Genomic DNA, 26,618 nt, shown 5'->3' on the forward strand with positions numbered 1-26,618 from the left:
TATGCAAAAACGTACACCGCTTATCGAAGGAGAAATAGCAGATTATTATTTTGACGAAACAGGTATTCTTTATTCATATTCAAAAAGTATCTTGCGAACAGTTGAGAATATTGGCCGAAATGTGTCTTTAGTAAAGCAAATCACTAACAATAAGCCTGTTCCGCTATTGATTTTTCTTTCAGACTCACCTGTTCCTGATAAAGCAACTCGGCAGTTTTCTACTGAGCAACTACCTCACATCTACAAAGCAATGGCTATGGTTTCAAAGCCCGGACTTTCTCAGTTGATTATGCGAATTTTATTCAAGTTTCAAAGTCCACCTATTCCAATGAAGTCATTTACTGATGAACAAAAAGCCCTTGAATGGCTGGAACAATTCCTTTAAAAACTCACACTAAAACTCAACTTAGCATTAAATGGTGTTCCGGGCGTAAAATGTATTTCATTAACTGGAGAAATTTCGTTCAATAAACGGCTTTCCGTGGCAAATTGTGTTTCCTTCCATTTTGTATTAAAGATATTTTGCACCGAAAGTCCAATCGAATAGCGGTTCTTTGTATAATTCAATAATGCATCACTAACAAAATAGCCTTTTGCCACGATACTGTTATCTTCGTTAGCTGGGCGGTCACCAACATAACGATAACGTAAACTACCACTAAAACCTTTATTGCTCTTGAGTGTAAAACCTCCAGTACTTGTTAATTTTACGGCCAATGGCAAGTAATTTTGTCCTTCCATTTCTCCAATGGCTCTTGGCTTAGCATAATTAATATCCGCATCAAAAAACAAGTTTTTACTAAGCTGATAACGCATTGACAAATCAAAACCGCTTCTTTTTGATTGCCCAGATGGTTCAACTACACCTGCATCGCCTACATAAACAAACTCTTGATTCATCCATAAATACCAATAAGCAGCATTGATAACCATTTTTGGAAAAGGTTTCCAGATTGTACCTAAATCAGAGCCATAAGCAGCTGGTAGAATTTCTAAACCACTTTTTTCAACTACCGCACGGGTATCATTTGAATGAAATCCTTTTCCGAAATTTAAATAAAACTGCAAATGATTATTCTTAGTATAATACAAGTTTAGCTTAGGAGATGCTATTGATTCATGAGCTTTGAAAGTTGTATTATTTTGTAATTTATCAAGATATTGGTTATTAAAATAATCAAAACGAAAACCGGCTGTCAATGAAAGTTTCGGGCTAAGTTGGATTGTTTCGTCGATATATATCCCCGCATTTGCTTCATTTACATTGCCTAATTTTAGGCGTTCAAGTATTTCGGTTCTGTTTTTTGTATGCGAAAGCTCCGAATTTTGCGTGAGGTCTTGTCGGTAATTAACTCCAATATTTAATGTAGCTTGCTTGCTTCTCAAACCATGTGCAATTGAATAATTACTATTATACCCCCAAAGATTTCGTCCTTCCGCCTGCTTGATTTGGTCTCCATTGATTGGGTCTTCTAAGAAAAAAGTAAAGTTTGAAAAAAGCTCAAAATTGTAGTTTGAGTAGAAAATTTGGTTTTTCCACACATGATTACGTTTGGTGAGCGTCAGGAATTCTGCATTGGCATTGGTACGACTCGTTTTTCCACCTTCGTTGGGGTCAATGGCTCCGAAGAAGCCAATGAGTCCAGACTCAACGGAACGGTCAGGAATTTGTCCTGAAGCATTCCATTTACTCCAAAAAGTAGAAGCCGTAAAAGTAAGACTCGTATTTTTAGAAATGTGACCGTGATATTTGCCTAGCAAATTTAAGCGGTTAAAGTTTTGCGGAGCATCAAAATAGGCATCCGAATAATTGTATTCACCCGCTAAATAAGTATTTTGGTTTTGCTCTTGGGCTTTTTTAGGTAAAATATTAGCAGCACCAACTAAACGATAAGTATTAAATTGGCCTACCTCTATTTTAGCAAAATTCTGTTCTAATACTTTTTTGGTTCGAAAATTTGCCCAACCTGCGGTGCTAAAATTTCCTTTATCGGCATCGTATAAACCTTTCTTAAAATCTACGCCATCAATTAATTCAGGAATGATAAAATGAGCATCGGCATAGCCTTGACCGTGTGCCTGGGAAACCATGTTAATTGGTACACCATCAGCTGTTAGTCGAATATCGGTGCCGTGGTCAATATCAAAACCTCTTAAAAAAATCTGTTCAGCTTTACCCCCACCTGCGTGTTGACCAATCACCAAACCTGGAATAATTCTCAAAACTTCTTGCGAATTATTGATTGTGCGGAGTTTTATATCCAAACCAGAAATTACCTGCTGATGCTGAGGATTTGCTGCCGAAACCTTTACCTCTTCCAAAGAAAACTCAGCACTTTTCAATAAAAATTCAATCGTTACTGCCTCATCTTCTTTAACATTAACTATCTGATTTTGAACCACATAACCCATAAAAGACACCTCAACTTTATAAGGAGCCGCCGAAAGATTATTAATTTGGAAAAAGCCTGACTCATCAGTAATTACCCCACGACTATTCCCTACTAAACTTACATTAGCTCCTTTGATAGGTAGTTTAGTTTGAGCATCAATTACTTTTCCTACGATACTTCCGAGATGGGCAAAAGTTGTTGTGCTGATGAATAGTAAAACAATGGATTTAAGAATTTTCATAAGTGTTGATGAATATATAAAACAGCAGAAATCTTTTTCAGCGTTATTTATATTTCGGCAAAATTAATTGTCAAACCAATCTAGATTGTTATGATGGGCATAGAAAAAGTTTTCTAATTCGCTATTATATTTCTTGTAAAACAACCGAATCTTTCTTGAAAAAATAAGATACCACCGAAACAATCACTAAAATTCCCAATAACCAAACAGCATAAGTAGAAGCTTTTTCAATGGTTAAGGTTATTACATTTGTTTCTTCAAAAATTCTTTCAATCACCCAACCTAAAGCAGCAATTATAGCCAAAAACGCTCCCACAATTCTAAGAAAATGATAAAGATTAGTTCTACTCAATAGAAGTAACCACGGAATTACGGCCACAATAACTGTCAATTGCATGAGTTCGATACCAATGTTAAAACCTAAAATGCTCAATACTAATTTTGAGGTATTTAATTCTAAGTTTTCGAGGGTATTGGCAAATGCTAAGCCATGTATAAGGCCAAATCCGATAGCTATATAAGCTTCTTTATTCGGAAAAATTGGACGAATTGCGTGAATGGCAGAAACTAAAATTGAAATTCCAATCAAAATTTCGATGGGCTTATTTGGCAATAAAACCAGCCCCAAGGCTCCAAAAAGCAATGTAATTGAATGTCCGATAGTAAAAGCCGTTACAACTTTCAAAATATGTATAAAACTCTCACGAATCGAACGCTGCGAGACCCATTTTTTATTTTGAACCATCAACGGAATAGGTAATAGCAATACTAAAAGAAACATCAGATGGTCTGTGCCTTCGGCAATATGCTTTGTTCCGAGCACAACCATACTTTTAAAACCCATCCAAATACCTCCTTGTTGTAAGCTAACTTGAAAGGGTTTTATCTTACCGCTTGGTACATCTAGTGCAATTACACCAACTTGTTGAAAAGTACTATCTTCGGCAATGATTCCCTGCATCCAATCTTGTTTTAATGAAACCAAAATTTTATGCGTAATTACCTGATGAACAATGGCGTCATAGTCAAAATAGAAATTACGAAGGTCATAATGCTGTGGGGGAGCCATAGCAAACTCCACAACTAATTCTTTGTAATCGCCCGAAATTCGACTCTTGGTTTCAATTACTCTCATGTTTCCGAGTGTGACTGTCCATGATTTTGAGTCGAATGTACGTGGTCTAATATGCTGCATTAAGTAAATTCTTAACGAATCACCCAAACGTTCAACCAATTTATCTGAATTATCATTTACTCCCATTCCAATAGCAGCTTGTAACTCATTTAGTGGTAATTGAATTTCGCCAGATATATTCTTTTCATGAACTTTCAGCAAAACCATCGTGCTTGGCATTGGGTGTGCATTTGCGTTTTGAGCCAAAATCAGAAAAAAGGTCAGAGAAAAAACTATTTTGCGTATCTGTTTCATAATTGTTTGTGAATGACCACGAATACGCTGAATTTTACACGTATTCGTGGCTTTTGAAAAGTATTAACAATGCTTAGTTACCACCATAATCGCCTGCTCTATCTCTCCAAACTGAGTGAGGATGATTGGCATTTCTCACAATAATTCCACCCTGCATCGAAAACTCAATCCAAACATTCGGGCCATCAATAAGCACATAATCATTTTTGGTCGTTAAGTCAGTAGTACCCGAATAAGAAATATACGTATTATCAATTTCTGATTTATACTTTGCATAAACTGCTGCTGCTGCTTTATCATCCAAATCATCTGTATAAGTCTTGATTGCAGCCAATACCAAGTCTTTCTTGGCTTGGGTTAAATCACCTACTTTAACCCCAGTTTTTGTAGTTGGAAACTTATTATCTTGTGCTGGCCCTAAAATTAAATCTGTTTGTGTTGAAGAACGCTTGGCCGAAGTTAGTTCAGTAGCACTTAAACCTTTCAACATCGCAGAAAGTGCATTTAACTCCTGAGCAATTGGCTGATAAGTAACGTTTTTCCAAACATAACTTGGGAAAGGCTCAGTTGAGCGGAAAGAAGGTGTTCCACCAGTCATTTTTCCACCATTATAAGTATAAATAATTGTTCCGTGATGGCCACCAATTTGTAAACACCACAAGCCAGTTGCACTTGGAGTTCCGATGAAGGCAATGTAATAATTTCCAGAACCATAATCCGAACCTCCTCCGATTGAGTTTAAATAATCATCGGCAGCTAAAATACCAATATACTCATCATTGCCTTCGTTTGCGGTAGTACTTGTGGCCGACTTTAAAAGATTGTAAAAGGCTGTCCATTGAGCGGTACTAAAAGTACTTGATTGCAAACCAGACCTGCCACGGTATAGGGCTTCTGGCAAATTTGACCACTTTTGAGCATGTGCCTTATTGTAAGTATCTTGAAGAGCACTCACTTGTGTAGAAGAAAGTGTAGCCTTAAATGCATTTGCCATTGCAACAATAGTATTAATATCTGTTTCAATCGACCATCCAGCAGTTGTTGTAGTTGTACCAGTACCGCTTGATGTAGCAGAAACAGTTAAACTCAAAGTACATGATTGCCCACCTACTAAAACTGCAAACGAGGCTGTTCCGCTCGTAAGAGGCGTACCTGTAATGGCATAAGTAACCGAACCAGCACCTGAAGCTAGCGTACCTGCGGCCAGAGTAGCTGTTAGACCAGTAACACCTGTTGAAGCAATGGCGGTACCTGCTGAATAGGCAGCTCCATTTCCGCCTGTATAGGGTACGGTGGCCGTGCCAGTAAAGGCTGCTCCTGCCGATGGAGTGCCTGAATAAGTAACAGATGAACAACTCAATGCAGTGACTGTGGCGGTGGTAGCGGTTGTAACTTCTGTTTTCTCACAAGCTGCAATCATGATTGCAGCACTAATTGTTAGACTCAAAATTGCGTTTTTAAACTTCATACGATTTATTGTTTTAATAATACTTTAGTACTAACCTATTAGACGTAGGAACAATAAATCTGGTTGGGTGAGGTGGGTGGCTTTAGAAGTGAACAGGAAAAAATGCCAAGTGAATCGACGAATTAGCCATTTTCGAACCACCGCTTGAAAGAGGTTACTTTTTCTTTACTTATTATTATTTCAAAAGAAGATATTGGATTAGTTTTTACTAAAGCTCTACTATTCGCGAAAGATTCAATAGCCGTGATGCTTGGTCTTGAAAGAATATATTGTCGATTGGCTCGTACAAATTCGTGGGAGTCTAGTTGATTTTCGAGGTCTTCAAGTTTAAAATCAAGAATAAATTTTCGGCCATCGAAAAGCTGCCCAAAGACAAGACTATTTTCAATAAAAAAATAAGCAAAATCGGATGTTTTAATGGGTAATAATTTTTCTCGATATCTAACCAAAAAGCTTTTTCGATAATTTTTCTGAGAAAAAGCATGCCTTTGGATAAGCTCATTGAGTTTATCTCTTTGAATTAATCGTTGATTTTTAAATTTTTCAATGGCAAATGCAAGTGACTCTAAATCAAGTGGTTTTAAGATATAATCAACACTATTGAGTTTAAATGCACGAATGGCGTATTCATCAAAAGCAGTAATGAAAATGATTGGAGCTTTGATTTGGACTTGTTCATAGATTTCGAAGGAAATTCCATCGGCTAATTGAATATCCGAGAAAATCAAATCTGGACTTTCGTTACTGGTAAACCACTTAATTGACTCAGCCACACTATCAAGTACCGACAAAACTTCATGAGAAGTATTCGTTTGTGCTAATAAATACTTCAATTGGCTCGCCGCTGCCACTTCATCTTCAATGATTACAATTTTCACTTTAAAAAAATTAATTAATTAGTGGTAAAGTAACGATAAACTCCTTTTCGGTTTGGTCTATTTCTAACCCTTTATCTGCCAAAATTCTAAATCTTTCATTCAAATTTGCTAGTCCAATACCCGTACCTTCAGAGTTTGGTTTACTATTCAATGAATTCCTGACTGTAAGCGTTTCATTCTCTAAATTAGCCTCAATTATGATTTTTAGCGGGGAAGTCATTGAAATAATGTTATGCTTAATGGCATTTTCAACGAGCAGTTGTAAAGAAAGTGGTGGGATTTTAAAAGCTGAAACATCATCAATATTTTTATTTACGATTAAATTATCTCCAAAACGCATTTGTAGTAAGAAAATATAGCTTTCAATGAGTGTAAGTTCTTCATTAAGAGCAACCAACGATTGTTCTTGCATACTTAGGGAATAGCGTAAAACCTGCGAAAGTTTTTGCAAATATCGCTGACTTTTAGCTTTATCTTCATTGATTAACCAACTGAGTGTATTGAGCGAATTGAATAAAAAATGAGGATTTAATTGATTTTTCAGCGAAGTAAGTTGTACCATCAGATTTTCGTTGCGTAGAAGTTCATTTTCAAGTAAAATCTCATTTTTACGCTCCGCTTCTATTAAAAACCTGCTAAAAAAATAAGCGATTATTCCGATTACTCCCCCACGCATCACCACGGTAGGAAACATTTTCATTGACAATCCAATAATCAAAACATTTAGGCTCGTTAATAATACTACAAAGCCAATAAAAAGGACTATCAATTCAAGAATAATCCTTGACTTTCCTAGATTATTCTTCATACTCCGATAGACCAACTGAATGAAAAATACTGAATAAATCAGACATACTAGCACTTGAATCAAAATGTCTAATTGAGCGATACCCGACTTTTCTAACCGAGGTAGCTGAAGAAAAATAATTGGAAGATTGACGAACAATGCCAAGAAAAGCGACACTCCCCAAACAAACTGCTTAGTAGAAAATATTTTATTCATCATCATAAAAAATATCTCAAATGTATAAATTAAATCAGCCCATTTTTAAAAACTTTAAGTGAAATGGAAAAATTTGTGTTTGAAAACACTTAATATAAATAAATAAAACATGGGGCATTCTGAATTTTTAAATGATTCTATCAAATAAGCTACTAACAGGGTTTGAATAAGTATCAAGTTTCAAGCATTTATTAAGCTGTTAAAATTAGCTTTTGGAGATACTTTGGTTAAAAAAAATAGTATCTTTGAAAAACAGCCTTTAAAACTCATGAAAAAAATCTCCTTCATCGCCTTACTTTTTATTTGCTCCATTTCGTTCGCTCAGACCAGTTTTTCGGTTAAATTTCCTAGCTCTGGCACACTTGATGGGCGATTATTATTGATGCTTTCTAAAAATGACCAATCAGAACCTAGGTTTCAGATTCTTGATGGTCATAATACTCAACTTGTATTTGGATTAGACCTTGATAATTGGCCTTCTAACCAAAACAAAGTTATGAATGTGAAAAATACTTTGGGCTACCCGATTGAAGCTTTAAGCAATATTCCTGCGGGTGATTACTATGTTCAAGTATTGCTACACAAATACGAAACCTTTAAAAGAAAAGATGGACACGTGGTAAAGCTCCCAATGGACCGTGGAGAAGGACAACAATGGAATTTAGCCCCTGGAAATATCTATTCTAAACCTATTAAGGTGACGATAAACCCAAAAACTGTTCAAAACTTTGAAATAAAGATTGACCAAACAATTCCACCAATCGAAGAGCCAAAAGACACGAAGTATATCAAGCATATCAAAATTCAAAGCAAATTACTAACTGAATTTTGGGGAAGACCTATGTATATTGGAGCACACGTGCTTTTACCCGAAGGCTTCGATGAGCATAAAGATGTCAAATATCCATTAGCCATTTTTCATGGGCATTTCCCAAATGATTTTGATGGATTTCGCACTACACCTCCCGATGCTAATATGCCTACCGATGACTATAGCCCTCGATTCAAAATTTATGGTTATAATAAGATAGTACAGCAGGAGGCTTATGATTTCTATAAATTATGGACAGGGCCAAACTTTCCAAGAGTTTTAGCTATCGAAATTCAGCATCCTTGCCAGTTTTACGATGATTCTTATGCAGTTAATTCTGAAAATATTGGCCCTTATGGCGATGCCATTACTTACGAGCTAATTCCATACATTGAAAAAAAATTTAGAGGCATTGGTGAAGGCTGGGCTCGATTTACTTATGGAGGTTCAACAGGTGGTTGGGAAGCATTAGCAGTACAGGTAAAATACCCTAACGAGTATGGTGGATGCTATGCCGCTTGCCCCGACCCTATTGATTTTAGGGCGTTTACAACCGTGAATATCTATAAAGACAAAAACGCTTATTTTTATGAAAGTGATTTTAGAAAAACTGAGCGTCCAGGCTATCGAGATTATTTAGGACAACTCACTGCCACTGTTAGACAAATGAATATGCGAGAATTGGCTCTTGGAACAAAAACCAGAAGTGGTCAACAATGGGATATTTGGGAAGCAGTTTTTTCACCAGTTGGAAAAGATGGCTATCCACAACCAATTTGGGACAAAAAAACGGGTGTAATTGACCCAAAAGTGGCAGAATATTGGAAAGAAAATTATGATTTAACCTATATTTTAAAGCGTGATTGGGCTAAATATGGCGAAAAATGGCGTGGAAAGATTAGAATTTATTGTGGCGATATGGATAATTTTTACCTCAATAATGCAGTCTATTTAGCCGAAGAAGAACTTAAAAATCTAAATAGTCCAGCCTATGAAGGAGAAGTAGATTACGGTGACCGTGCAGAACATTGCTGGAACGGCGACCATACTCAGCCAAACTATATTAGTCGCCTACGCTATCACCGAATGTTTATTCCGAAATGGGTTGAAGATATGAAGAAAACTGCCCCTAAAGGAATAGATTTGACGAGTTGGAGATATTGAATTTTAAGGAAGACTTCGCTTTAAGCGAAGTCTTCCTTTTAAATTACTGGTTATTTAATACCAGCCTCTGCATGAAGCATTTCTAAACCCACCGATGCTCGTGGCTTGAAACCAGTCCAAGGTTTATCGTTTGAGTTTTGATTGACATCTAAATATTTAGCATAATCTTTTTTCTTAAGATGAATACCCAAAAAAGCCGTCACGAAATGTTGATTGATATTATTGATACGGCGTTCATTCCAAGCTGGCTCTGCGTAGCGGTAGTATTCATCAAAATGTAAACCTGGGCGAAGTGACTCTGCTGGCGGTGGATTAGGGGCCACATTGTGGCGTGCATTCATGTAAGTAAGCATATAACGATTGGCATTAACCACACCGTTATAAATTGCCTTGATTCCCTTTTCATAGCCTGAAATATCATCTTGACTTCCTGCTACAAAAAAGGTTGGTATTTTCAAGCCTTTTAAGGTTTCAGAATCCCAAACACCACGCTCCATGCCCCACGGAGCAAAGGCAACTACTGCTTTTATACGTGGGTCAATACTGGCTTTGTATTCAGTATTATTTCCTGTACGAACTTCAATAGCTTTGCTGCCACCACTCAATGCTCCAAAAGTTTTGATAATTTGGTCGCTATAACCTGCACCCGCCACATTCAATACACCATACCCTCCCATCGAGTAACCAATGAGGCCGATATTTTGGTCATCAACGATTCCCGACAAAAAACTGCTTTTATCTTTTCCTAAATTCGCAATTTGATTCATGATAAAAATATCATCTTTTGAGCGATTGAGTAAGGTACTCGAAAATGCAGCAGCATCACGGAATGTTGATTCGGTGTGGTCAATCGCAACCACAATATATCCTTTTGAAGCCAGATTTTCGGTCAAATAAGTTAATAAAAGTCTTGAACCTAAATAACCATGCGAAACGATAATGAGCGGAAAAGCTCCGTCGGTAGTCTTGGGAGCGGCATCCCGAACAGCACGACCTAAAAATGTAAACGGAATAAGTGGACGTTTAGGGTCATTTGAGGCACCCATTACTTGCTCATAAGTTACCAATTCTTTTACACCTGCACCCACATTGGCTGGATACCACACTTCAACCTTGAGTGGTCGGTCGTAAGTTGGGTCAACTCCACCTTTAGATTTTAGAACATCTACTTGGTTTTTATTCACAAAATCAAGTGTTCGTACACCAACTTTGTATTCGCCACGAGGAGCCAATTCAGGGGCATCGGGCAGGGCATCGCCATAAACGAATGTATCCTCAGTGTGATTTTGTGCGATTACATCAACATAAAATACTAAGTTAATAGCGATAATCAGTAATTTAAAATGCTTTATTTTCATTTACTTAAGGTTGATTTTAATACTTTGCAAATTAGTGAAGAAAAAGAAAATTTTCTAAGTTTAATTGAGAACGTTAAATGTTATAAAGCAAAAACCTGTTCCAAATAAATGAAAACAGGTTTTAATTATATAAGATAAACTAATAGTGTTAATGTTTCAATTTGGACATCCAGAAATTTTACCTAAAAAAACACTTCCAGACTCAGCCAAAAAACCTGGTTGAATAATAATTGATGCCCCAGCATTGTAGGTAATATTAGCCCCTGTACTTATTATGTTCGATGCAGTAATCAAACTAGAAGCATACATAGTGGCAGTTCCGTTATGAGCCTGCGTGAAGGTCTGTGAGTACGGGCAAGAAACATTCAATAGATAATCTTCTGTTTCACCCCATCTATATTCTGAGCAAGGGTCAGTAGCTATATTTTCAAAACTTACCCTTATTCTCATTCTTAAGGTTCCACTGGCATTGGCAGGAATTGTAATATTACCATTATATGGTTCTGTGACTGGTGTATTTGTTTGAAGTACCAGTTCACTCATGTCAAACAAGCCATCTTTATCTGCATCAATCCAAATAGATACATATTCATCGTTAATGGCATTAATAAAATTTACTGAGAAATTGTAGGACTGGCCAGCATAGACACTTGCTGTATTGCTGCTATAAAACTGGAAAGCTCCTGTTGAACATCCACTATTAGTACTAAGCGTTGTACCGTTAATGGTGAAACTAGAAATACCATCATCAAACCCACATCCATCTGAATAAATAGGTGTACAATAACTTTGTGCTGCACTCTTTTGGTTAATAAATACAAAAAAAGCGACTTGTAGAAAGAGTATTTTTAGGATATTAGATTGCATATAAATAAAAATTTCAGGTTGTAAATACATTCATTAAATCGAGATAGTTGGGACCGATTTATTGTATTCGTTGGAAATTTCCATTTACATCAAATATGAGTCTTAATTTAGTGGAACTTGGCCCATTTCGGATATAAGTTTTATAAATAGTTTCTCCTTTACGATTTGATTTTTCCGTACCTAAAATTGTATAAGTTGGATAATTAGTAGTTATATAAGAAATAGCAAGAGTTGGTAAAGTAGCTCCGCACGAATCAAAATCTCCATCATCATCAGAATCAGGGTCATCATTATCATTCATGCCATCATTGTCATCATCACTATCTGAATCATCTAATTGGCCATCATCGTCAAAATCATCGTCATCACCAACCGATTTATCCTTATCATCATTAATCCCATCGTTATCGTCATCGAGGTCATTAGTATCATTAATTCCATCATTATCATCATCGGTATCTACATCATCGGTATCTCCATCATTATCATCATCATTATCTATCCGATTTTTTTTACCATCATCATCAAAGTCATCATCATTATTAGCTTGGTTATCCATCGAATCATGAAGGCCATCATTGTCATCATCGAGGTCTTTATCATCATTTACCCCATCATTATCATCATCTTGGTCATTAGTATCATTAATCCCATCGTTATCATCATCACTATCTGAGTGATTAGGTAAGCCATCATCGTCAAAGTCATCATCATCATCATGACGTTTATCAATAAAATCAGGCATTCTATCATTGTCATCATCAGCATCTACATCATCAGTCTTACCATCATTATCATCATCTGGGTCAACATCATCATTTAATCCATCATTATCATCATCTGTATCTTTTAAATTATTTTCACCATCTTTATCAAAGTCTTCATTATTATTATACCTTGAATCATCTGTATCGTTTAGACCATCATTATCGTCATCTTTGTCAATATCATCATTTGTACCATCGTTATCATCATCTGCATCACTAATATCAGGAGTACCATCGTTATCATCGTCGGGGTCTGAGGTGTTGTTTAGACCATCATTATCAAAATCATCATCATCATAGTTTTTTTTATCAAAAATATCGGGGGTTTTATCATTATCATCATCAGGGTCAACATCATCATTTATACCATCGTTATCATCATCAGAGTCAACATCATCCTTTATGCCATCATTATCATCATCAGTATCTACGTTGTCATCTTTTCCATCATGGTCATAATCTTCATTGTTTTGGTATAAGCCATCAGTACTATCATCCGTTCCATCATTATCTTTATCATCATCTGTATCACAATCTCCTTGTGAAAGTATTCGTGCATTAACCATTAATTTTTCAATCATTTCAACTGAAAGAATCATCGATTGACCTTCTGCATCATTAAATAGAGAATTATTAACTTTTTGATTAAAAGTATCTTCTTTTATGCAGGAACTTAGAGAAGATAGTGTAAAAAGTGCACCACAGGCGATAGTAATTTTCCAAATTTTGTTGTAAGTTTTCATAGTTAGCTTGAAATATAAAGAGGTTAGTACTTTATTGAGTACGTCAGAAGATTTATTGAGGTTGCGTTGATGGCAGAAAAAAGCAAACAAGCAAATTTATTTGAGAAATTTATCTTATCATTGCTTTGAAAAATATTCCAAACACATGAAAAAAAGTATTAGATTATTTTTGATACTACTATTTTTAAGTAGTTTATCATTATATGCCCAGCCACCCGCACATCGCCCTGATGGCCTTCCTCGTGGTGAACGACCTCCAATACCCAATGCTGAACAATTTACTGAAAGAATGACCAAAGAGTTAGGCCTAAATGCAGCTGCTTCTAAAAAAGTACATGATGCTTTTTTGAAAAACATCAAACAAATGGAGGATATTTTTACGAGTAAAATTGAAGAAAGAGAGAAAAGAGCAGCTTTAGATGCCCATCGAAAAAGTTTCGAAAAGACGATGAAAAGTATCCTATCTGCTTCTCAATTTGCTAAATTTCAAAAATTAGAGGCCGAACATCATGGACCTCCTCCTCCTCCAATAAATGGGGAAAGACCACCAAGACCGAGGTAATAAAAAAAACGGTAGCAAGTATAATTCTTACTACCGTTTTTTATTAAAAATTGATATTTATATCTTTCTTTTTAATTCAAAATGTTGACCTAAATAAACCTTTCTAACCAATTCATCATTAGCAAGGTCTTCGGCAGTTCCTTGGCGTAGAATTTTCCCTTCAAAAAGTAAGTACGCCCGGTCAGTAATCGAAAGCGTTTCGTTTACATTATGGTCAGTTATCAAAATTCCGATATTTCGGTGCTTAAGTTTAGCCACAATCCCTTGAATTTCTTCAACAGCAATAGGGTCAACCCCCGCAAAAGGCTCATCAAGTAAAATAAATTTAGGGTCAACCGATAAAGCACGAGCAATTTCAGTCCGACGGCGTTCTCCACCAGAACAAACAATACCTTTATTCTTACGCACGTGGGTTAAACTGAACTCCTCTAACAATATTTCCGTTTTTTCCTTTCGCTGTGCTTTCGTAAGTTCTGGTTTAGCCAATTCGAGCACACCTAATATGTTTTCTTCAACGGTTAAATCTCTAAAAACCGATGCCTCTTGTGCCAAATAGCCCACACCTAATTTCGCACGCTTATACATTGGCAAAGAAGTAATATCCATGTCATCGAGCCAAACCTTTCCACTGTTGGGTTTAACTAGCCCAGTGGCCATATAAAACGAAGTAGTCTTCCCAGCCCCATTGGGGCCGAGCAGTCCAACAATTTCGCCTTGGCCAACTTGATAGCTCACGTTGTTATTAACTAATCGCTGGCCGTATTTTTTTATTAAGTTTTCTGTTCTTAAAATCATATTTGGTGGAACAGGTTTTCAACCTATTTTTTCAAGTTCTCTATTTTGACAAGTTACAAACCTGTCCTACAAGCAAAATTACGCTATAATAAACAAATTTCAGCGTTAATTATTCTTAACTATACTTGATATCTTTCAACATCAATTGTAAAGATGTTTTATTATTAAACGTATTTTCATCAATCTGATAAGCTGCACTAAAATATTTATTGGTATGCAATCTTTCTAGGTGTTCTTCAACCATTCCAAATCCAACGGCAGTTAGAATTGCCCCCGTTTCTTCTTCAAAAAGCTCTAAACGTAGGTGTTTTTCCTTCATTACTCTTGGTGTATATTTAAGTGTAAGATTTTCAGAAGCAAAAATTGGTTGCATATTTTCTGGTCCAAATGGAGCCATTTGATTCATAATTCGATAGAATTTTGCATTAATTTCAGCCAATTTTATTTTTACATCAATATTCACAACTGGAGTAAGCTGCTCAGGTGTGATATACTTACTTACCACTTCATCAAACGCCAATCTAAAGGCATCTATATTTTCAATGGGCATTGTCATACCCGCTGCGTGTGTGTGTCCACCAAATTGTTCGAGCAGGTCAGCACATTCTTCAATAGCTTCGTAAAGGTTAAATCCAGCAACAGAACGGGCAGAACCTGCCGCTTTTTCATGCGATTTTGTAAGAATTATCGTTGGTCTATAGTATTTTTCTATACAACGGCTCGCCACAATTCCTATAACTCCTTTATGCCAATCTTCTCTGTAAAGTACCGTACTTTTCGCTTTACTCATCATCCACTCATCTCCCTCAATCATGGCAAGTGCCTCTTCGGTCATTCGAGTATCGTGTCCACGGCGTTCGCTATTATGCTTCTGAATCTCATGAGCAAACTCTAAAGCCTCATCATAGTCATCTGATAATAAGAGCTTTACCGCAGCTTTGGCGTGCTTGATTCGTCCCGCAGCGTTAATCCTTGGCCCAATGACAAAAACTACATTTTCAATAGTCATTGATGTGGTAAAGCCTGCTACTTCTTTCAATGCTTTGAGTCCAATTCTTGGGTTTTCATTGAGCTTTTTTAAACCATAAAAAGCCAGAACTCGATTCTCTCCCGTAATTGGTACAATATCAGAAGCGATACTTACAACGCACAAGTCTAAGAATTCTAAAAGCGTATCAAGTGGTTTTTCGTTTCTTATACAATATGCCTGCAAAAGTTTAAAGCCTACACCATTTCCTGTTAATTCTTTATAAGGGTACAGACAATCTTTACGTTTAGGGTCGAGCACGGCAACTGCATTAGGTAAAGTATCGTCAGGTTCATGGTGGTCACAAATAATAAAATCAATATTGAATTTTTCTTTCGCCAAAAGAACTTTGTCTTGAGCCTTAATGCCACAATCCAAACAAATTACCAAAGATACGCCTTGCTCAGCCGCCCATTCGATTCCTTGTACTGAAACCCCATATCCTTCTTCGTATCGGTCTGGGTTATAGTATTCTAAATTGCTATAAAAGGTTGATAAATAGCCATATACCAATGCCACTGAAGTAGTTCCATCCACATCATAATCGCCATAAACCATTATCTTTTCACCATTTTCAAGGGCTTCAGTCAATCTTTCTACCGCTTTCTCCATATCTGGCATCAGAAATGGGTCATGTAGGTGTTCGAGCTTAGGGCGGAAGAAATCTCGTGCTTCATCAAAAACCGTAATTCCTCGCTGCACAAGCATAGAAGCAAGTGCTTTATCAACATTAATTGCTTGTGCTAATTCATTAACAGTTTGAGGATTGGGTGTAGATTTATATAACCAGCGTTTTTCGGACATTGTATTCTTTCTAAAATTGAAATGTAAAATTAAAGATTTATACCATGATTAAAAAGATTTAACCAACTCGTAGGCCTCATCTACCCACAAATAAGATTGTTTTTTGGGGCTTAAACACAAAATCAATGAATCTTTACAAAATCTTTATATAAGAAAGGCTTTGTTTTACATTTCATTTATAAACATAGGCCTACATTTGTATCATCATAACGACTCCAACTAATGAAGGATATTCTGACCAAAAAATATACGCAAGGCAATTCGGCATATTTGATAAGTATCATTATTGTATGTCTAATTTCAGCGATTTGTTATCCGTTTAGTGATTTAATTGGCTATCGCACGGTTGCCCTTATTCTTTTATTTACGGTTTCGGTCTTGGCTATGAAGTTAAGCCTTTACCCTGTACTTCTATCGGCGGTTTTGAGTGCTTTTATTTGGGATTTTTTCTTTATTCCTCCACACTTTACATTTCACGTATCAAAATCAGAAGATGTACTGATGCTTGCGATGTACTTTATAATAGTGATGCTAAATGGGGTACTTACGGCTCGCATAAAACACTTTGAAAGTCTGGCAATTCAGCGTGAAGAACGTGTAAATGCCTTGAAACTTTATGATACGCTTTTTAATTCTATTTCGCACGAATTTCGTACACCCATTGCTACTATTTTAGGAGCAACCGATAATCTATTGACCGATAATTCGAAATTTAGCGAAACCAATAAAATCAATCTCTACCAAGAAATAAATACGGCGGCCGATAGGCTTAATCGTCTTGTAGGAAATTTATTAAATGTTTCGAGGCTCGAATCAGGGTCAATTCGTCCGAAATTAGATTGGTATGACCTCACCGAACTGATTCATACAGCCATCAATCAACTGGAAACAGAACTAAAATTTCATGAAGTAAAAGTAGAAATGCCGCCCAATCTGCCTTTTTTGAAACTTGATTTCGGACTGCTAGAGCAAGCCATTTACAATATTCTTTATAATTGTTCGATTTATACGCCCGAAAAAACGCTTATTCATATCTCGGCCGATTATGTCAATGAAAAATGTATCATTAAAATTCAAGATAATGGCAAAGGTTTCCCGAAAGGCGATTTATCTCAAGTTTTCACTAAATTTTATCGCTCAAAAAACACACAAACAGGAGGTTTAGGCTTAGGTTTGTCTATCACAAAAGGCTTTATTGAAGCTCATGGAGGCACCATCAAAGTAGGTAATAGAGCAGGAAGTGGAGCTTTATTTACGATTGAAATTCCGACTAAAGCCAACTGGGGCGATGATTTCAGCGGAGGATTCTTACAATAAACACAAAAGACATGAATAACCCAACAATATTAATCATCGACGACGAAGTTCAGATTCGTAAATTATTAGAAATAACCCTTTCTGCCAACAATTTTCGAGTATATGAGGCTAGTACAGGTAAAGAGGGACAAATTTCGGCAGCGATGCACCCACCAGATTTGATTTTACTCGACTTAGGTCTGCCAGACGAAGATGGACAAAGTATCTTGAAAAGGCTCAGAGAATGGTACAAAGCTCCTGTCATTATTCTTTCGGTACGAGATAACGAAGACGACATCATTCAGGCACTTGATAGTGGTGCAAACGATTATCTGACGAAGCCTTTTCGCACAGGCGAACTACTAGCTCGAATCCGAACCGCACTCCGATTGGCACAAAACACCGAAAATGTGCCTTTACGAGAATATGGAAATCTAAGTATTGATTTTACTTCGAGAATCGTGAAGAAAAATCAAGAAGTTTTGAAGCTAACTACCACCGAATATCAATTATTGGTATTGATGGCTCAGAATGAAAGTAGGGTTTTGACACACCAATTTCTTTTGAAAACTATTTGGGGGCCAAGTTATCTTGAACAATCGCAGTATTTGAGGGTTTTTGTGCGACAACTCCGCAAAAAAATCGAAGATAACCCCGACCAACCCAAATACATAATCACCGAATCGGGGGTTGGCTACCGATTTATCGGAGGCGAAAAATAGCTAACTTCGCCTAAATTTTATTCAAAATAGTATCAATATGAAGGGTTTCTTAATAATTATAGTGATTTGCACACAAACGATATTCATCGTCAATGCCCAAACTGATTCGTCTCGGTCAGTGGCTTTGAGTGCTTATCTTGAAACATTTTATGGATATGATTTTGCCAATCCAGTTAATCATTTGAGACCAGCTTTTACCTATTCTCACAATAGACACAACGAAGTAAACCTCAATTTGGGGTTTGTAAAAGTAGCTTATCAGCATAGTAAAAGTAGAGCAAACTTGGCACTAATGGCTGGCACGTATGCCAATGCCAATCTTGCCGCCGAAACGGGAGTTTTAAAAAACATTCTGGAAGCAAATATTGGTTTTAAAGTATCTCGAAATAAAAACCTGTGGCTCGATGCAGGTATTTTTGGCTCACACATTGGCTTTGAAAGTGCAATTAGCAAAGATTGTTGGACACTAACCCGCAGTATTTTGGCCGAAAATTCGCCTTACTATGAAAGTGGAGTAAAACTTTCGTATAACTCTGATAACGAAAAATGGTTTTTGAGTGCTTTGGTACTCAATGGTTGGCAACGAATCCAACGGCTTGAGGGCAATAATACACCTGCCTTTGGGCACCAGATTACGTTTAAACCTATCGCCAAACTCACAATCAATAGTAGCTCATTTATTGGTAGCTATACACCTGATTGGGTAAGGTTAGTGCGGTATTTTCATAATTTTTACGGAATCTTCCAAGTAAGCACCAAATTTGGTCTTACGTTTGGCTTTGATGTAGGATTTCAGCAAAAAACACCGAAAAGTACAAGTTATCATATTTGGTATTCGCCTGTGCTTATTGCTCGTTATTCACCAAATAAAAAGCTAAACTTTGCCGCAAGAAGCGAATTTTATTCAGATAAAAATCAAGTAATTATCAGTACCAATAGCAAAAATGGTTTTCAGACCATCGGGCATTCGCTCAATGTTGATTACCTAATTAGCAATAATCTTTTATGTCGAATAGAATACCGAAATCTGCACAGTAAAGACGTTATTTTTCAAAAAAACGAAACATTTATCCATCAGAATAACCTCATCATTAGCTCTTTGGCTATTACTTTCTAAGACCTAAAAAAACACTCAAATATTCAAAAAACGGGCTAATCAGTTTTGCTGATGACTGCTTTTGCTTTGCCCAAATTTTCATTTTCAAACACAAAATTCTCACTATTATGAGTAGTCATTCAAACACAAAAAAAGTTACGGTGGCTTCGCTGCTGGTTGCCCTCGGCATCATCTACGGCGATATTGGCACGAGCCCTCTCTACGTTTTTAAATCAATCATTGGCGAGCGTGAAATCTCCGAGATTTTGGTCTATGGAGCAATCTCGTGTGTGTTCTGGACGCTGACTTTTCAGACAACTTTCAAATACATTATTCTGACATTAATGGCTGATAATCACGGCGAAGGGGGTGTATTTTCGCTCTATGCTTTGGTCAGAAGATTCGGAAAAAACCTTATCATTCCAACCATTTTGGGAGCAACAACTCTCTTGGCCGATGGCATCATCACGCCACCGATTTCGGTCGCTTCGGCAGTCGAAGGTCTTGAAATTGTGGTGCCACATTTGCCCACCGTCCCGATTGTTATCGTCATTTTATCGCTACTTTTCTTTTTCCAGAGATTTGGTACACAAAAAGTGGGCAGTGCTTTTGGCCCGATGATGGTTGTTTGGTTTACGATGCTCTTTACGCTGGGTTTTACAGAAATCATCAAACATCCCGAAGTACTAAAAGCCATCAATCCGTATTATGCGTATCAGCTATTGAGTCAATATCCGCAAGGTTTTTGGCTGTTGGGAGCGGTATTTTTGTGTACTACGGGAGCCGAAGCCCTGTATTCTGATTTAGGTCATTGTGGCCGAGAAAACATCCGTATCAGCTGGATTTTTGTTAAAATATGCCTTTTGGTCAATTATTTAGGCCAAGCGGCTTGGGTACTCAATCAAGGCGAAAGCGTACTTAATGGCCGAAATCCATTCTACGAAATCATGCCTGACTGGTTTCTGATTGCGGGCGTAGTCATTGCTACGGCCGCCACGGTTATTGCCTCGCAGGCACTCATTAGTGGCTCATATACGCTTATCAGTGAGGCAATTAGTATGAATTTTTGGCCGAGAGTTACGGTCAGGAATCCAACCGAATTGAAAGGACAAATATATATTCCGAGTGTTAATACGATTCTATGGATTGGCTGTGTGATGATGATTTTATATTTCCAAAATTCATCGCACATGGAAGCAGCTTATGGTTTTTCAATTACCATTGCTATGATTATGACCACGATTCTATTGACCTACTTCATGCGATACATCAAAAAATGGAATCCGTGGATAATTGGGCTAATCTTGGTAGTTTTTATCGTGATTGAAGGCTCGTTTTTCATTACGAATGTGGCAAAAATTAAAGAAAGATGGATGTTTTTATTCTTTGAGGTATTTATATTCTTGGTGATGTATGTTTGGCACAAAGCTCGCAAAATCAATAATAAACTCGTTAATTTTATTGATTTAAGACACTATATTTCACGAATCACCGAATTGAGCGAAGACGAAAACATTCCCAAATTTTCAACGCATTTGGTTTATTTATCAAAAGCCGACCGCAAGAATCATATTGAAGAGAAAATCATGAAATCTATATTCTCGAAAAAGCCCAAACGTGCTGATGTGTATTGGTTTGTGCATATCAACCGCACCGACGAACCTTACACGCTCAACTACGAAGTAAGCGAATTGCTTGATGATAAAATCATTAAAATCGACATTAATACGGGCTTCCGGGTACAGCCACGAGTAGAACTTTATTTCAAGAAAATCGTACAGGATTTGGTCGAGCGAAAAGAATTGAATTTGCACATTCGCCCTGATGGTTCAACAAAATACAATAGCGAACCTGACTTTAAGTTTGTAGTGATTGAGAAATTCCTTTCGGTAGAGAATGAATTTTCGGTTAGAGAAGGCATTTTGCTAAACACTTACTTTTTCTTGAAGCGAATGAGTTTATCCGACGAAAAAGCCTTTGGACTTGATAAATCTGATGTGGAAGTAGAATACACGCCTTTGGTGTATCACCCAGTAGAAAAATTGGAGTTAGTACGGAAGTGATTTAGCTCATAATTCTGAGTCTTGAGTGCTGAGTAATAATGAATAACTCAGAATTCAGAACTCAGAATTATGCATTACTTCTTCTCTTTCTTTCCAAACAATGAAAAATGCACATATCGCTTTGGATTAGCCTTCAAATCAGCCATAAGTAGAGCAATATTAGCCGCTGTTCTATCTAAATTCACATAAAGTGAATCGTCTTTTGCCAATTTACCCAAAGTGCCCTTCCCTTGATTTACTTCTTTAATGACTCCTTGCAATCCAGCCACTGATTTATTCAATTGAGCAACGGTTTCTCCTAATTTCACGGCATTTAAAGAATCGGCAAAAGTATTGGTTTTATTAAGAATTGGCTTGATTTGGTCATCAAGATTCTTTGAAAGTGTATTCAAATTAGCAGTTAAAACTGCGGCATTAGCTGTAATGGCTGAAAGGTTTTTAGCATTAGATGCAACCACCCCATTTACACCGTTGGTTGTTTGGGTAGCACTGGCCATAAGAACCTTTAATGCAACAGCCGTTTGGTCAAATTGTTTGATAATAGCAGTAGTTGTAGTAAGCAAAGAATCAACATTTTTAAGTGTTGGACTTAGTTTATCGGTAACTGCAGCCACCATTCCTTTTTCAATTTCGCTACCGATAGTTGCTTCATCTGCTAAAGGATTACCAACTGGAATTTTAAGTTTGATAACCTTTCCACCTAAAAGTCCATTATCAGCTAAAACTGCAATGGCTTTATCGCTTACTTTGATATCACGCTTTATGGCAAGCATTACCTTCACTCGATTTTTTTCTTGGTCGGGTTCAACCAAAACTACACGACCAACTGGCACCCCATTGAACGTAACTGGGTTTGAGGTTTGTAATCCCTCAGCATTTTCGTAGTAAGTATAATATTCATTTTCGGTTCGAAAAATATCCAAACCTTTCAGAAAATTGAAGCCTAAATAAAATATTGCAAATGCAATAATGCCAAGCAAGCCAACTTTATATTCTTTTTTCATAACCTCAACCCTTAAAGGGAGACTTTTATTTTTTTTACAAAAGTACGCTAAAGCAATCTACAAACCAATACTCATAATTTGTAAAAAGAGAACACCAAAAAAAACATTTTTTGTTCCCTTATCGAGATTAGAGGCGTTCTTTACTTTCTTTATATGCTTTTACTGCCTTGAATATCGCCTCGGCCAACTTTTCTTGTCCATCCGTACTACCCAATATTCTCTTATCAGTCGAATTAGTTAAATAGCCTGTTTCGACATAAATCCCAGGCATAGCAGTTTGCCATAACACTTGAAATCCTGCTTGTTTTACTCCACGACTTCTGTGCCCTGACTTCGACATTTGCTTTTCAACCATACTTGCTAGTTTCACACTTTCTTTCATGAAAGCATTCTGATAATTAGCCAACATGATATTTGCCATAGGCGAACTAAGGTCATAGCCTTTATAATTTTTCTTGTAATTATCTTCCATCAAAATAACCTCATTTTCTCGCATAGCAAGGGCGAGATTATCTTCTGTTTTATGTAGCCCCATCACGTATGTTTCTGAGCCACTCAACTTCGATGAATGAGGATTAGCATTGACGTGAATACAAATAAACAAATCGGCTTTATTTCTATTAGCTATAGCAGCACGTTCGTGTAATGGCAAGAAAACATCGCTCTTGCGTGTGTAGATTACTTTTACATCAGGTAGTTTTTCTTGAATTTTTTTACCTAATTTAAGTGTTACACTCAAAGCAATATCTTTCTCACGAAGCTTGCTATGCTGTGTTCCGGGGTCTTTTCCTCCATGCCCTGCATCAATCACAATTGTTCGGATTTTTCCGCTTTGGGCGTGTACAATTTCAAGGCTAAATATTAGTATAAGTAGAACTTTAAGATTTTTTAACATGATTTTATGAGCAAACGTTCTTTCACGACTATATAATAGCTAATTTTGTGCCATTACTGAGCGTTAATAAGAGAGAAATCAGAAAAATTGCAGTTTTTGGTAGAAATATCTGAAGGTTTCTCCTAATAGGTTATATTAATAGGACATTTTTACAAAGATAAGTTTTTTGGAACAACTGAAAAAATATAAAACCCCAAGCACTAAGAAACTAACTACATTTACGGGTTTTACGTCGGAAAGCAATAAAAACTGGCCGATGTTAGGCTTATTCCTACATTTTAGCTTCGGATTGTTTTTGATTTTAAGTTCATTCAATTCAGTAGCACAATTTCCGGGAGGTAATCTATCAAAGTTTGGTGGAGGTAATCTCTCTCGCCCTAGCACCAAAACAACTACTCGCCCTAGTTCGGCTACTAAACCATTTGGCAATAAACTTTTTGAAGAAAAACGAGATACCACTCGTGTAATGATTGCCGATTCGATGCGAAGTAAAGAAAGCGGACTTTCAACAACAGTTAAGTATGTTGCCGAAGACTCTACGGTAATGGACGTTTCAGGTGAAATCTTACACCTCTACGGAAAAGCTCGCGTGACTTACGGTGATATTGAATTAGATGCCGATTACATCAAACTTGATTGGGGGAAAAGTGAAGTTTTTGCTCATGGTTCGCCCGATACTACCAAGGGCAATGGTATTAAAGGAAAACCTATCTTCTCACAGAGTGGCGATAAATATAATACAGATACTATTCGATATAATTTTAAGTCAAAAAAGGCACTTATTAAGGGAATTGTCACACAACAAGGCGAAGGTTTCGTGACGGGGGAACGGGTAAAAAAAGATGCCAACGATGATATGTATTTGGTTGATGCCAAATATACCACTTGTAATATGAAAGAGCCCCATTTTCATATTGCTGCCAAGAAAATCAAGTTAGTCAACAAAAAACAAGTTATTTCAGGGCCTTTCCACTTTGTTTTGAGTGGAGTCCCTCTGCCTATTGGATTACCCTTTGGGTTCTTTCCAGTACCAAAAAATAAAGAAGCTGGAACTTCAGGGATAATCATGGGCACCTACGGGGAAGATGCCAATAATCGTGGTTTCTATTTCCGTGACTTTGGCTATTATTTTGCCATCAATGAAAAAATTGGTATGAAAGTCCTAGCCCAAATTTACTCAAAAGGTAGCTTTGGGGTGGGTGCACAATCAACATACTCTAAAAAATACAAATACTCAGGTAACCTGAATTTTCAATATAATTTTAACAATAACACACCTGAAGTTGTTGCCACTGACGATAATAATAACTATAAAACCAAAGACTTTAGCTTAAGTTGGTCGCATACGCCTGCCAATAAGCGTCCTGACCGTAGTTTTTCTTCGTCTGTAAATTTACGCAGTAATGGTTTTAACCGAAACAACGTCAATACCGTTGATGTAAGCAATTATTTGAGTAGTTCATCTAATTCATCTGTTCAGTTTGGACGAACTTTTAATCAAAAATTGGTTACAAGTTCGGGGCTTAATGTTTCGCAAAACTTCACCACTGGGCAAGTTGATGCTTCGGCAAATTATAGCATTGGTTTGAATCAGTTTAACCCATTTGTACCAGAAAAAAAACAAATTGGCCGCTGGTATGAATCATTTAGGGTTGGACTTAATGTAAGTGGTGGTTATCAAGCAACTAATACACGTGTGAATAGTATTACGAGTTATTCTGATTATAAAATAGTTCGCCAAAATGCCGACGGAACCTATTCTTCTATTGAAGCAAAGCCTTTGACTAACGAAGAAATCAGACTCCGTGATGCTAACCCACTGACATTAACCCCCTCAGAAAGACTTTTGCAAAAAGCTTTACAGGAACGCCTCAGTAATGTGCGAAAACTCAATACACTCGATGCACTAAATCAAGTTTTGAGTGACGGTAAATTTACCACTACCTATTCTATTCCAATTGCATTGCCGAACTTTAAAATCGCACGATATATCAACTTTACACCGAGTGTCTCACTAAGAGGTGACATTTCAACACAAAGCCTTAGCTATAAATATATTGCAAGTGAGAATGCCGTGAAGATTGATACCGTTAGAGGTTTCTTTCCAACGTATCAAACCTCGGTTTCAGGAAGTATGAATACACGTGTGTATGGAACTTACCAGTTTAGAGGTAAAAGTCGCTTGCAAGCCATTCGCCACACGATGGCTCCTTCGCTAAGTTTAAGTTATGCCCCTGATTTCACAAAAAGATTATTTGAATATAAAGTAGTAAGAATTGACCGAACAACTACAAATGGTATTACTACTTATGATACGTTACGTAAGCTTTTACCAAAATACCCGACTTTAGGGGCTTCGGCAGGGGCTTCGGGTAATGTAAGTTTCAACCTTACGAATCAACTTGAAGCTAAAGTTCGCTCAAAATCAGATACAGCAGCCAAAGCATTTGACAAAATTTCATTACTCGATAATTTAAGTTTAGGCACAAGTTATAACCTATTGGCTTTGGGAGACTCGATGAATCTATCAAATATTAACATGAGTGCTAACACCAATTTGTTTAAAAACTTAGTAAATCTAAATATGGGTGCAAGTTTTGACCCCTATTATTATCAACCAGAAAGTACACCAGAATTAAGAGCCTTAAATCCGGCTGGAAGAATAAGACGTTTCTATAAAATTGAACGAGTACAAGGATTTGCTGGTTTGGCCACTTTACGTACAGCCAATATTGCGATTTCAACTCGTTTATCTCCAGCAACTTTTAATCCTGATAAGGGAAAACCAAAGACAAATCCTCAATCGAATAATCCTGCGATGGATGCCATGAAGAAATTTATTGCAGCTAATCCTGAACTTTATGTAGATTTTTCGATTCCGTGGACACTTAATTTAAGCTACAACCTCAATTATACGAAACAAGGTTTGGCTGACCCACAAGTTACGCAAGCAATTACTGTTCAAGGAGATTTGAGTCTAACCCCAAAGTGGAAAATTGGCTTTAATACAGGTTATGATATGCAGCTAAAAGCTCCTACATTAACTAATATTACCTTACACCGTGAATTACACTGTTGGGATATGGCATTTAACTGGACACCAATTTCGGGCTATTCAGTACGCACAAGTTATTCATTTACACTCAACGTACGCAGTGCTTTATTGCAAGAACTAAAAGTAAGTAGAAGACGCCAATACTACGGAAGTGGAGGATTTTAATAAACAAAACTC

At 36.9% G+C, this 26,618-nt stretch carries 20 protein-coding genes; 8 read left to right on the forward strand and 12 right to left on the reverse strand.

The window, feature by feature from the left end; genetic code table 11:
• Position 1: 1 nt before the first annotated feature.
• Positions 2–385: a SpoIIAA family protein gene (locus EMTOL_RS02920; RefSeq protein ID WP_015027771.1), complete on the forward strand. Its 384-nt coding sequence runs from the start codon at positions 2–4 to the stop codon at positions 383–385.
• Here the strand turns inward: EMTOL_RS02920 and EMTOL_RS02925 are convergent.
• From EMTOL_RS02925 to EMTOL_RS02945, 5 genes are all read right to left on the reverse strand, one after another.
• Positions 382–2,634: a TonB-dependent receptor gene (locus EMTOL_RS02925; RefSeq protein ID WP_015027772.1), complete on the reverse strand. Its 2,253-nt coding sequence runs from the start codon at positions 2,632–2,634 to the stop codon at positions 382–384. The two genes, EMTOL_RS02920 and EMTOL_RS02925, sit on opposite strands and share 4 nt — an antisense overlap.
• A 124-nt stretch (positions 2,635–2,758) precedes the next feature.
• Positions 2,759–4,063 carry a HupE/UreJ family protein gene (locus EMTOL_RS02930; RefSeq protein ID WP_015027773.1) on the reverse strand — a complete coding sequence of 435 codons (1,305 nt, stop codon included), beginning with the start codon at positions 4,061–4,063 and terminating at the stop codon, positions 2,759–2,761.
• A 73-nt stretch (positions 4,064–4,136) separates the two neighbouring features.
• On the reverse strand, positions 4,137–5,531 hold the full coding sequence (locus tag EMTOL_RS02935; RefSeq protein ID WP_015027774.1) for a DUF3500 domain-containing protein: 1,395 nt from the start codon (positions 5,529–5,531) through the stop codon (positions 4,137–4,139).
• A 122-nt stretch (positions 5,532–5,653) separates the two neighbouring features.
• Complete coding sequence (locus EMTOL_RS02940; RefSeq protein ID WP_015027775.1) at positions 5,654–6,409, reverse strand: LytR/AlgR family response regulator transcription factor; 756 nt, start codon at positions 6,407–6,409, stop codon at positions 5,654–5,656.
• A 10-nt stretch (positions 6,410–6,419) separates the two neighbouring features.
• A complete protein-coding gene (locus EMTOL_RS02945) occupies positions 6,420–7,418 on the reverse strand; it encodes a sensor histidine kinase (protein ID WP_015027776.1) in 999 nt (332 codons plus the stop codon).
• Between the two features lie 262 nt (positions 7,419–7,680).
• Here EMTOL_RS02945 and EMTOL_RS02950 point away from each other — a divergent pair, with 262 nt between their 5' ends.
• Positions 7,681–9,387, forward strand: coding sequence for an alpha/beta hydrolase-fold protein (locus tag EMTOL_RS02950; RefSeq protein WP_015027777.1), 1,707 nt, complete (start codon positions 7,681–7,683; stop codon positions 9,385–9,387).
• Positions 9,388–9,437: 50 nt separating this feature from the next.
• On the opposite strand, the gene EMTOL_RS02955 is transcribed toward EMTOL_RS02950, so the two are convergent.
• The 3 genes from EMTOL_RS02955 to EMTOL_RS02965 form a co-directional block, all read right to left on the reverse strand.
• Positions 9,438–10,745, reverse strand: a complete 1,308-nt coding sequence (locus EMTOL_RS02955; RefSeq protein WP_015027778.1) for an alpha/beta hydrolase family protein — start codon at positions 10,743–10,745, stop codon at positions 9,438–9,440.
• 156 nt (positions 10,746–10,901) lie between these two features.
• Positions 10,902–11,612 (reverse strand): GEVED domain-containing protein, encoded by a 711-nt coding sequence (locus EMTOL_RS02960; RefSeq protein WP_305953162.1) that lies wholly within the window; start codon positions 11,610–11,612, stop codon positions 10,902–10,904.
• A 58-nt stretch (positions 11,613–11,670) separates the two neighbouring features.
• Positions 11,671–13,122: a thrombospondin type 3 repeat family protein gene (locus EMTOL_RS02965; RefSeq protein WP_015027780.1), complete on the reverse strand. Its 1,452-nt coding sequence runs from the start codon at positions 13,120–13,122 to the stop codon at positions 11,671–11,673.
• Between the two features lie 145 nt (positions 13,123–13,267).
• On the opposite strand from EMTOL_RS02965, the gene EMTOL_RS02970 reads away from it, so the two are divergent.
• Positions 13,268–13,684 carry a DUF4890 domain-containing protein gene (locus tag EMTOL_RS02970; RefSeq protein ID WP_015027781.1) on the forward strand — a complete coding sequence of 139 codons (417 nt, stop codon included), beginning with the start codon at positions 13,268–13,270 and terminating at the stop codon, positions 13,682–13,684.
• 57 nt (positions 13,685–13,741) lie between these two features.
• Here EMTOL_RS02970 and lptB read toward each other — a convergent pair whose 3' ends face one another.
• Together lptB and recJ are read right to left on the reverse strand one after the other, a co-directional pair.
• Complete coding sequence (lptB, locus tag EMTOL_RS02975) at positions 13,742–14,479, reverse strand: LPS export ABC transporter ATP-binding protein (RefSeq protein ID WP_015027782.1); 738 nt, start codon at positions 14,477–14,479, stop codon at positions 13,742–13,744.
• 115 nt (positions 14,480–14,594) lie between these two features.
• Positions 14,595–16,310 carry a single-stranded-DNA-specific exonuclease RecJ gene (recJ, locus tag EMTOL_RS02980; protein WP_015027783.1) on the reverse strand — a complete coding sequence of 572 codons (1,716 nt, stop codon included), beginning with the start codon at positions 16,308–16,310 and terminating at the stop codon, positions 14,595–14,597.
• Positions 16,311–16,532: 222 nt separating this feature from the next.
• Between recJ and EMTOL_RS02985 the strand changes: the two genes are divergently transcribed.
• The 4 genes from EMTOL_RS02985 to EMTOL_RS03000 all read left to right on the forward strand — a co-directional run bounded on the left by EMTOL_RS02985 (position 16,533) and on the right by EMTOL_RS03000 (position 21,487).
• Positions 16,533–17,627 carry a sensor histidine kinase gene (locus EMTOL_RS02985; RefSeq protein ID WP_015027784.1) on the forward strand — a complete coding sequence of 365 codons (1,095 nt, stop codon included), beginning with the start codon at positions 16,533–16,535 and terminating at the stop codon, positions 17,625–17,627.
• Positions 17,628–17,638: 11 nt separating this feature from the next.
• Entirely contained in the window at positions 17,639–18,328 is a 690-nt protein-coding gene (locus EMTOL_RS02990; protein ID WP_015027785.1) for a response regulator, read from the forward strand.
• A gap of 37 nt (positions 18,329–18,365) precedes the next feature.
• A complete protein-coding gene (locus tag EMTOL_RS02995; protein ID WP_015027786.1) occupies positions 18,366–19,445 on the forward strand; it encodes a porin in 1,080 nt (359 codons plus the stop codon).
• 107 nt (positions 19,446–19,552) lie between these two features.
• Positions 19,553–21,487 carry a KUP/HAK/KT family potassium transporter gene (locus EMTOL_RS03000; RefSeq protein ID WP_015027787.1) on the forward strand — a complete coding sequence of 645 codons (1,935 nt, stop codon included), beginning with the start codon at positions 19,553–19,555 and terminating at the stop codon, positions 21,485–21,487.
• Positions 21,488–21,561: 74 nt separating this feature from the next.
• Here EMTOL_RS03000 and EMTOL_RS03005 read toward each other — a convergent pair whose 3' ends face one another.
• Positions 21,562–22,491 (reverse strand): MlaD family protein, encoded by a 930-nt coding sequence (locus EMTOL_RS03005; RefSeq protein WP_015027788.1) that lies wholly within the window; start codon positions 22,489–22,491, stop codon positions 21,562–21,564.
• A gap of 127 nt (positions 22,492–22,618) precedes the next feature.
• On the reverse strand, positions 22,619–23,386 hold the full coding sequence (locus EMTOL_RS03010) for an N-acetylmuramoyl-L-alanine amidase family protein (RefSeq protein ID WP_015027789.1): 768 nt from the start codon (positions 23,384–23,386) through the stop codon (positions 22,619–22,621).
• Positions 23,387–23,552: 166 nt separating this feature from the next.
• Between EMTOL_RS03010 and EMTOL_RS03015 the strand changes: the two genes are divergently transcribed.
• Positions 23,553–26,606, forward strand: a complete 3,054-nt coding sequence (locus EMTOL_RS03015; RefSeq protein WP_305953163.1) for a putative LPS assembly protein LptD — start codon at positions 23,553–23,555, stop codon at positions 26,604–26,606.
• Positions 26,607–26,618 lie beyond the last annotated feature (12 nt).

Source organism: Emticicia oligotrophica DSM 17448 (assembly GCF_000263195.1).
Taxonomy (GTDB): Bacteria; Bacteroidota; Bacteroidia; order Cytophagales; family Spirosomataceae; genus Emticicia; species Emticicia oligotrophica.